This window comes from Specibacter sp. AOP5-B1-6, assembly GCF_052376555.1.
GTDB lineage: Bacteria > Actinomycetota > Actinomycetes > Actinomycetales > Micrococcaceae > Specibacter.
The window spans coordinates 142,029-149,326 of sequence record NZ_JBQSVT010000006.1; the positions used below are offsets into that span (position 1 = coordinate 142,029).

A 7,298-nucleotide genomic window follows, 5' to 3' on the forward strand; every position below is an offset into this window, starting at 1 on the left:
CCATCTGTTTACTTGGGAGTGCAATTAGCAACTAGGGCTCCGCCTCAGCGGCTCCGGGCAATTACGGCGTCGATCTCCTCGGCACGCACGCCGTTGGCCAGCAGGAACGCGCGCACGTCCATGCCGCCCACAAATTCCGCCACGGCCCGGCCCCGGCCCTGGACAACCTCGGCCATCTCCCCCACTGGCAGATGCCGTTCATGGGGATGTTTCACCGGCGAAACCAAATGCCACTCGTTGATGCCGCGCGCCGCCAGCTCATCCTCTGCCGCAGCCCGCCCGGCCTGCCCAAGCAACGCCAGCAGCAATGTCGCAACCAACCCGGTCCGGTCCCGCCCGGCCGAGCAATGAATCACCACCTTGCCCTGCGCCGCCGCCAACTCCCTGAAAACGCCGGCCACCCGATCCGGAAACAACGCAATCATGTCCGAATACAGCCGTGGGTGATTCATATAGGGGTGGAAAAGTTCTTCATAGCGTGGGTCCTCAGGGTCTTCCGTGGGTGCATGCACGACGGAGAACCGTGCCAACGCACCTTCGCTCACCACCGGGTCGCTGGGCCTGCGCTTGCGCTCCGCGAGGTTCCTCAAGTCAATGACTGTGCGAACGCCGTCGTTGTATGCCTGGTCCCAGCCATGCTCGGTGAGCCACTCGCTGCGACCCATGCGGTAAATGTCGCCGGCGAGCAGCCTGGCGTTGACGGCGCCTTCCCAGTGCGGACCGGTCACTGTTATTGGGCCGGCCGTTTTTTGGCCAGGCGGTAGTCCAAACCGCTGCGCACCTGGGGCCATTCCACTGCCAGGATGGAAAACACGACGGTGTCGCGCAGCGTGCCATTGGCGAGGCGGCGGTGCGCCCGCAAAATGCCGTCTTGTTTGGCGCCCAGCCGGGCAATGGCTTCGCGTGACTGGGTGTTCATCCAATGCGTGTGGAACTCCACCACCTCACAGCCCAGCGTCTCAAAGGCGTGCGCCAGGAGCAGTCTCTTGCTGTCCGGGTTGGTTCCCGAGCCCTGGGCACTGGCGGCGTTCCATGTCGCCCCAATGGCCAGCCGGGGCACGGCCAGGTCAATGGCGTAGTAACTGGTCAGCCCAATAATGCGGCCTGCTTCGCCAGTCAAGGGATCGTTGAGCCTTGTGGTGAACGACAGTTCGGAGCCGGCATCCTGCGCAGCCAGGCGGCGTTCAATGTCACCACGCATGCCCTCCGGGCGGGGAACTGTGGTGTACCAAAGGTTCCACAGCTCGCCGTCGGACGCGGCCGCCACCAAGCCGTCGTGGTGGTCGAGGTGCAGCGGCTCGAGGGTGACGTATTTTCCGCGCAGGGTTACAGATTCAATCAAGTCCATGGAAGAACTTTATCGTCCCAAGTATTTGTGCACTCTGGACCAGTCCGAGTGCGGCGTCGCATGACGCAATGCAGCAACAAGCTGGACGCGCTTGAGGAGGTGGATGTTGGCCCCGTGGGCAACGAGCAGGCGTTTGTCCCACCGGTTTTTCCAGAAGAATTGATCAACTTCGTCATCGGTTGAAAGCAGTATTGGGTCCAGGAGCGCTATGGCCGCTCTTTCATCCAGCGGTCCTCCAATCCCGGCCGCATTTGCCAGCGGAGTAAGTGCACAGTATAGCAACAGATGCCGCGCCAGACTCGTGCGGATCACGGTCAGATGCGCTGCTTCGATCGGGAAGGTGAATGTCCTCGGGTCATGCAAGGCATCGGCTCCACCAATCAAGTGGATCCGCAGCTCACCATCCTGCCGAATCACGCTGGGGAACCACGAGGATTCGCGAGCGAAGACAAGCTCGTCCATGACCTCCACCTACACTTCCGACTCATTACTTCATCGCGACAGGCTGCGAATTAATTCCGCCCGTCAGAATCACAGGAGCCGTCAGCGAAACTAAACGTCCTGAGCAGGTTTCTGACACCTTTAACCCTACCCGCTGGCGCGTGGTTGGGGCTTTGGACTTCACCGACATGACGTACTACCGCGGCGAAAGGCAACGCAGTTTGTGAAATTATCAGGGCTCCACCCACCGTCCGCAGCACCTCTTACCGGCCGGAAGACTGCAACGCGTTCCGCCTCATGGAAAAACACTTTCCGGCCCCTGGCGTGGGCTGGCGACCCTGCGAGGTGAGGCCCACACCCATCCATAGTTGACGCATCAACTTAAGGTCTGCAAGACTTTGATTGAAGCTTCAATCATTTGATGCTTGGTCCTTCTTCTGAAGACCCGCCCATGCCCCCGACGAAACGTTGAGATTCCCATGAACAACCTCGCCCTGAACACGGCTGCCCGCACTGTCCTTCGCATAGTGGTTGGCTTCCTCTTTGCCGCCCACGGCTGGCAGAAGTACAACGAATTCACCCTCGCCGGCACCCAAGGCGCCTTCACCCAGATGGGTGTTCCCGCCGCCGACGTGGTGGCCCCCATCATTGCCACCCTGGAACTGGTGGGCGGCATCGCCTTGATTCTCGGCCTGGCCACCCGTCCTTTCGCCGCGCTGCTGACCCTGAACATGCTCGGCGCCATCATCCTGGTCCACGCACCGGCGGGCATTTTTGTGGAGGCCGGCGGATTTGAACTCGTCCTGCTGCTGGGTGCGTCATCCCTCGCGGTGGCACTTGCCGGCCCCGGCAGGCTGTCGCTGGATCACCTCCTGTTTGGCCGCAGCACTTCCAAGCTGCGCGTCCTGGCTTAACAGTCGAGTCGCCACCGGCACTGGACGCCCGGCGCCGGTGGCGGCAGACTTCTCCCATGGCCTATTCACTTTCACTGCAAATCGTCGTTGACTGCCTCAATCCGCACGTTCTTGCCGATTGGTGGGCGGAGACCATGGGGTGGCAGGCGGAGCCCTCCGATGAGGACTTCATCCGCTCAATGGTGGCCAAAGGTTTCGCCACCGAGGATCAAACCCTCGTCCACAACGGCGTCCTGGTCTGGGCCGGCGGGGCCGCAATAACCCCCGGGGCAGCTGCTGCCACACAGGACCAGCCCAGAATTTTGTTCCAGACCAGCGAGCACACCAAGGCAGGCAAGAACCGCATCCACTGGGATGTGCGGCTCGGCGGCGACGACAAGTCAGCCGTCCGCGGGAAACTGGAAGCCCGCGGCGCCACCTTCCTGTGGGAAGCGAGCCAGGGGCCGCATGCGTGGTTCACCATGGCCGATCCCGAAGGCAACGAGTTCTGCATCAGCTGACACCCGCGCCCCCTCCGCGCACTGTCCCGCCAGTTGGAACCGCCCGGCTAGAATCACAAGGGTGAGCAGCGTGCAGAATCTTCCAGACCAGGTATCAGACATCTTCGACCCCACCCGCTGGCGCGCGGTTGAGGGCTTCGACTTCACCGACATGACATACCACCGCCAGGTGGAGCGCAGCGCCGATGGGGAAATCCTCAGGGACCTGCCCACGGTGCGCATCGCCTTCAACCGCCCCGAGGTGCGCAACGCGTTCCGCCCCGGCACAGTCGATGAGCTCTACCGCGCCATGGACCACGCCCGCATGACGCCCGACGTGGCCACGGTGCTTCTGACCGGCAACGGTCCCTCCCCCAAGGACGGCGGACACTCCTTCTGCTCCGGCGGGGACCAGCGCATCCGCGGCCGTGACGGCTACCGGTACGCAGAGGGCGAAACGAAGGAAACCATTGACCCGGCCCGCGCCGGCCGCCTCCACATCCTTGAGGTCCAGCGCCTCATGCGCACCATGCCCAAGGTTGTCATCGCCGTCGTCAACGGGTGGGCTGCCGGTGGCGGACATTCCCTCCATGTTGTCTCGGACCTCACCATCGCCTCCCGCGAACACGGCAAGTTCAAACAAACCGACGCCACCGTGGGCAGTTTCGACGCCGGCTACGGTTCGGCACTGCTGGCCCGCCAGATCGGCCAAAAGGCGGCAAGGGCGATCTTCTTCCTGGCCCGCGAATACTCGGCCGACGACATGGTCCGCATGGGCGCCGTCAATGAAGCAGTGGCCCACGAGGATCTGGAAAAGGTGGCCCTGGAATATGCCGCCGACATTGCCCGCCAGTCCCCGCAGGCCATCCGGATGCTCAAATTTGCGTTCAACCTGGCCGACGACGGCTTGGCCGGGCAGCAGGTCTTTGCCGGCGAAGCAACCCGCCTGGCCTACATGACCGACGAAGCCGTGGAGGGCAAGGAAGCGTTCCTGGAAAAACGCGACCCCGACTGGTCCTCCTTCCCGTACTACTTCTAATCCCCCATATATAGGTACCCATGACTATTGAACCCCTGCTCAAGGCCCTCTCCGAAGCACTGCACGGCGAAGGCCCCGCGGTCCAAATCGCCCCGGACGGCACCTTCACACTCATCCCGCAAACCGGGCTGGGACTGCCGACTGACAGCGACACCGACATTGCCGCCGTCGTACTCACCTCCGGGAGCACCGGCACGCCCAAGCGCACCATGCTGAGCGTGGAGGCGCTGGCCGCGTCGTCGGTCGGCACGGCCATGGCGTTGCGCGGCGAGGGCCAGTGGCTGTTGGCGCTGCCCATGAACTACGTGGCCGGGCTGCAGGTTTTGGTGCGCAGCTTGTTCGCCGGCACCCGCCCCTGGACCATGGACCTGAGCGGCGGATTCACCCCCGAAGCGTTCACCGAGGCGGCACAGGAGCTGACCGACAACACCCGCTTCACCTCCCTGGTGCCCACCCAGCTCACGCGCCTGCTGACCAACCCCACCGCCGAAACGCTGACGGTGCTGCGCCGCTTCAACGCGATCCTGCTCGGCGGCGGCCCCATCAACCCCGTGCTGCTGGAGGCCGCGCGCGGTGCCGGGCTGAACATCGTCACCACGTACGGCATGAGTGAAACCTGCGGCGGCGCCGTGTACGACGGCGTCCCGCTCGACGGCGTGCAGCTCGCCATCCGCGACGGCAGGGTCTTGCTCGGCGGCGACGTTGTGGCTGCCGGTTACCTTGAGAATGCCGAGCTCACCGCCGCGTCCTTCTTCACTGAAGAGCACGACGGCGAACTGGTGCGCTGGTATGAAACCGGCGACTTGGGCGAGCTGGACAGTGACGGACGGCTGCGCGTGCTGGGCCGGGTGGACGATGTCATCATCACCGGGGGCTTGAAAGTTTCCGCGGGCGCCGTCACGGACGGGCTGCACCGCGTGCAGGGTGTGCGCGAGGCGTTTGTGGTCCCGGTTCCGTCACAGGAGTGGGGGCAGCAGGTGGCCGCCATGGTGGTTGGTTCGTGCTCGCTGGCCGAGTTGCTGGCCGGCGCGGGCGCTGTCATGGAGCCGCAGCTGGTGCCCAAGACTGTGGTGTTCGTCTCCGAGCTGCCGCTGCTGGGCAACGGAAAGCCCGACAGGACGGCGATTTTGGCCACCCTGACCGAGGCTGCACACGCACTGTAGCTCCGGAAAAGGGCAGAATTAGCACTGCGGCCTGTGGAACGTGCCGTCAATTTTTATTCACATACGCATATTTCATTCAACTGCACATAAAGGAGTATCGCCGTGGCCACTGTGGGGCAATGGATTTCCGGGGCTCGTCTAAGGACCCTGCCCATGGCAGTGGCCCCCGTGATTATCGGCACCGCCGCGGCCTACGATCTGGACGGGCTGCACTGGGTCCGGGCCGTTTTGGCCGCCCTGGTGGCGCTGCTCCTGCAGATTGGCGTCAATTATGCCAACGATTACTCGGACGGCATTCGCGGCACCGACGAGGTCAGGGTTGGGCCGCTGCGTTTGGTGGGCAGCGGTGTGGCAAAACCGTCGCACGTGAAGATGGCGGCATTTGCCGCCTTTGGCCTGGCGATGGTGGCCGGGTTGGCGTTGGTGGTCCTCTCGCAGGCCTGGTGGCTGCTGCTCGTGGGCGCCGGCGCGGTCCTGGCCGCCTGGGGGTACACGGGAGGCAAGAACCCCTACGGCTACATGGGCCTTGGCGACGTTTTCGTGTTCTTCTTTTTTGGCCCGGTGGCGACCCTGGGCACCACCTTCACCCAGGCCGGATCGGTGAGCCCGGCGGCACTCTTGGGTTCAATCTCAACGGGCCTGATCGCCGTCGCACTTCTGATGGCCAACAATGTCCGCGACATTCCAACCGACACCGAGGTGGGCAAGCGGACCCTCGCCGTGCGCCTGGGTGATCGGAATGCGCGGCTGAGCTATGTGGTGATGTTGGCGTTGTCGCTGGCGTTGATGCTGTTCCTGGCACCGGAGAAACCGTGGATTTTGCTGGTGCTGCTGCTGATCCCGTTCATGCTGCTGCCCAGCTGGCTCATGCTCAAGGGCAAAAAGCGCAAGTCCCTGATCCCCGTCCTGAAGCAGACGGGGCTGATCAACCTTGGCTTCAGCGTCCTGTTCGCGGCGGCCATGGTCCTGACCCGGGCTCTAGCCTAAGCTTCGCCGGGCTTGTCGAGGTCAAGCTTGGTGGCGCCCGGCTTGCGGTCGGCGTCAACCCACACGTCGGGGTTTTCGTCGATGAGGGCGTCTTCGGCGTCGGCATCTGCCACGGCGCCAGCCGACTGCGACGTTTCGGCATTCGGTGCGAACGTCTTGGCTACGTCGGCGGTCGCGCCGGAGCGCTGTTTGCGGAAGAACAAGTAGCTGATCAAAAAGGCACACAGGGCCGCGACCAGCGCAGCGGTGAGCGGGCTGATGTCCAGCGCCTTGTAGGCCACGATGAAGAAGGCCAGGAAAAGCACGCCACGGATCAGGGAGTATTTGAAGAAAGCCACGGACCAAGTTTAGCTGCTAAAGCTGGGTGTCTTCCCTGCACCTTGGCAGGGGGCCGGATTTGTCCGTCAACGGTAGACTGAAGTATGCGCTATATAATTCCCGTGGCCTTGGCTGTTGTCGTTTTTGTCTACGGACTCATTGACTGCATCCGCAGTGAACCCAACGACGTGCGGAGCATTCCGAAGCCTGCCTGGATCCTTGTCATTGTGGTGTTGAACGTCATTGGCGTGGGCCTGTGGTTCCTGTTCGGCCGTCCGCAGTACGCTGCTTCAACTTCCGGATCCCCGCAACGCCCCGGCGGGATGACTGGCAGCCAGCGCGGATCTTCCTACCAGGGCAATGCGGGCCGCTCGGTTGCCCCTGACGACGACCCCGATTTCCTCCGCAATTTGCAGGTCGACAGGGCACAGAAGCTTGAGGCCGACAGGCTCCGCAAGCTCAAGGCGGATCTGGAGGCCCGCGAGGCCAAGCTTCGCGAAGAGCACCCGAATGACGAAACGAAGAAATAGCCTTTCGTCGCGGCCGACCTTGCCGTGACTTCGCAGTTGTGGGCCCCACAGTCCGGGTGTGGGGGGCACAACATCGGAT

10 protein-coding genes are annotated in these 7,298 nt (G+C 63.3%); 6 read left to right on the forward strand and 4 right to left on the reverse strand.

The window, feature by feature from the left end; translation table 11 throughout:
* Positions 1-44: 44 nt before the first annotated feature.
* From ACT3TS_RS04770 to ACT3TS_RS04780, 3 genes are read right to left on the reverse strand one after another with little or no spacing between them, the layout of a single operon-like run.
* Positions 45-728, reverse strand: a complete 684-nt coding sequence (locus ACT3TS_RS04770; protein WP_444530344.1) for a tyrosine-protein phosphatase — start codon at positions 726-728, stop codon at positions 45-47.
* Between the two features lie 2 nt (positions 729-730).
* Complete coding sequence (locus tag ACT3TS_RS04775; RefSeq protein ID WP_444530345.1) at positions 731-1,348, reverse strand: GNAT family N-acetyltransferase; 618 nt, start codon at positions 1,346-1,348, stop codon at positions 731-733.
* Between the two features lie 9 nt (positions 1,349-1,357).
* Positions 1,358-1,810 carry a DUF6357 family protein gene (locus tag ACT3TS_RS04780; RefSeq protein WP_444530346.1) on the reverse strand — a complete coding sequence of 151 codons (453 nt, stop codon included), beginning with the start codon at positions 1,808-1,810 and terminating at the stop codon, positions 1,358-1,360.
* A 458-nt stretch (positions 1,811-2,268) separates the two neighbouring features.
* On the opposite strand from ACT3TS_RS04780, the gene ACT3TS_RS04785 reads away from it, so the two are divergent.
* The 5 genes from ACT3TS_RS04785 (at position 2,269) to ACT3TS_RS04805 (ending at position 6,371) form a co-directional block, all read left to right on the forward strand.
* A complete protein-coding gene (locus tag ACT3TS_RS04785) occupies positions 2,269-2,703 on the forward strand; it encodes a DoxX family protein (protein WP_444530347.1) in 435 nt (144 codons plus the stop codon).
* Positions 2,704-2,759: 56 nt separating this feature from the next.
* Positions 2,760-3,203 (forward strand): VOC family protein, encoded by a 444-nt coding sequence (locus ACT3TS_RS04790; protein ID WP_444530348.1) that lies wholly within the window; start codon positions 2,760-2,762, stop codon positions 3,201-3,203.
* 61 nt (positions 3,204-3,264) lie between these two features.
* Positions 3,265-4,221: a 1,4-dihydroxy-2-naphthoyl-CoA synthase gene (locus tag ACT3TS_RS04795; protein WP_444530349.1), complete on the forward strand. Its 957-nt coding sequence runs from the start codon at positions 3,265-3,267 to the stop codon at positions 4,219-4,221.
* Between the two features lie 20 nt (positions 4,222-4,241).
* Complete coding sequence (locus ACT3TS_RS04800) at positions 4,242-5,384, forward strand: AMP-binding protein (protein ID WP_444530350.1); 1,143 nt, start codon at positions 4,242-4,244, stop codon at positions 5,382-5,384.
* A gap of 102 nt (positions 5,385-5,486) precedes the next feature.
* Complete coding sequence (locus ACT3TS_RS04805) at positions 5,487-6,371, forward strand: 1,4-dihydroxy-2-naphthoate polyprenyltransferase (RefSeq protein WP_444530351.1); 885 nt, start codon at positions 5,487-5,489, stop codon at positions 6,369-6,371.
* Here ACT3TS_RS04805 and ACT3TS_RS04810 read toward each other — a convergent pair.
* On the reverse strand, positions 6,368-6,709 hold the full coding sequence (locus ACT3TS_RS04810) for a DUF4229 domain-containing protein (protein ID WP_444530352.1): 342 nt from the start codon (positions 6,707-6,709) through the stop codon (positions 6,368-6,370). The two genes, ACT3TS_RS04805 and ACT3TS_RS04810, sit on opposite strands and share 4 nt — an antisense overlap.
* Positions 6,710-6,793: 84 nt before the next feature.
* On the opposite strand from ACT3TS_RS04810, the gene ACT3TS_RS04815 reads away from it, so the two are divergent.
* Positions 6,794-7,219 (forward strand): PLD nuclease N-terminal domain-containing protein, encoded by a 426-nt coding sequence (locus ACT3TS_RS04815; RefSeq protein ID WP_444530353.1) that lies wholly within the window; start codon positions 6,794-6,796, stop codon positions 7,217-7,219.
* The last annotated feature ends 79 nt before the right edge of the window (positions 7,220-7,298 follow it).

Bases quoted from the DNA above. Each gene is read 5' to 3' on its own strand.
- ACT3TS_RS04775 (WP_444530345.1), bottom strand. From the start codon at position 1,348: ATGGACTTGATTGAATCTGTAACCCTGCGCGGAAAATACGTCACCCTC.
- ACT3TS_RS04780 (WP_444530346.1), bottom strand. From the start codon at position 1,810: ATGGACGAGCTTGTCTTCGCTCGCGAATCCTCGTGGTTCCCCAGCGTG.
- ACT3TS_RS04785 (WP_444530347.1), top strand. From the start codon at position 2,269: ATGAACAACCTCGCCCTGAACACGGCTGCCCGCACTGTCCTTCGCATA.
- ACT3TS_RS04790 (WP_444530348.1), top strand. From the start codon at position 2,760: ATGGCCTATTCACTTTCACTGCAAATCGTCGTTGACTGCCTCAATCCG.
- ACT3TS_RS04800 (WP_444530350.1), top strand. From the start codon at position 4,242: ATGACTATTGAACCCCTGCTCAAGGCCCTCTCCGAAGCACTGCACGGC.
- ACT3TS_RS04815 (WP_444530353.1), top strand. From the start codon at position 6,794: ATGCGCTATATAATTCCCGTGGCCTTGGCTGTTGTCGTTTTTGTCTAC.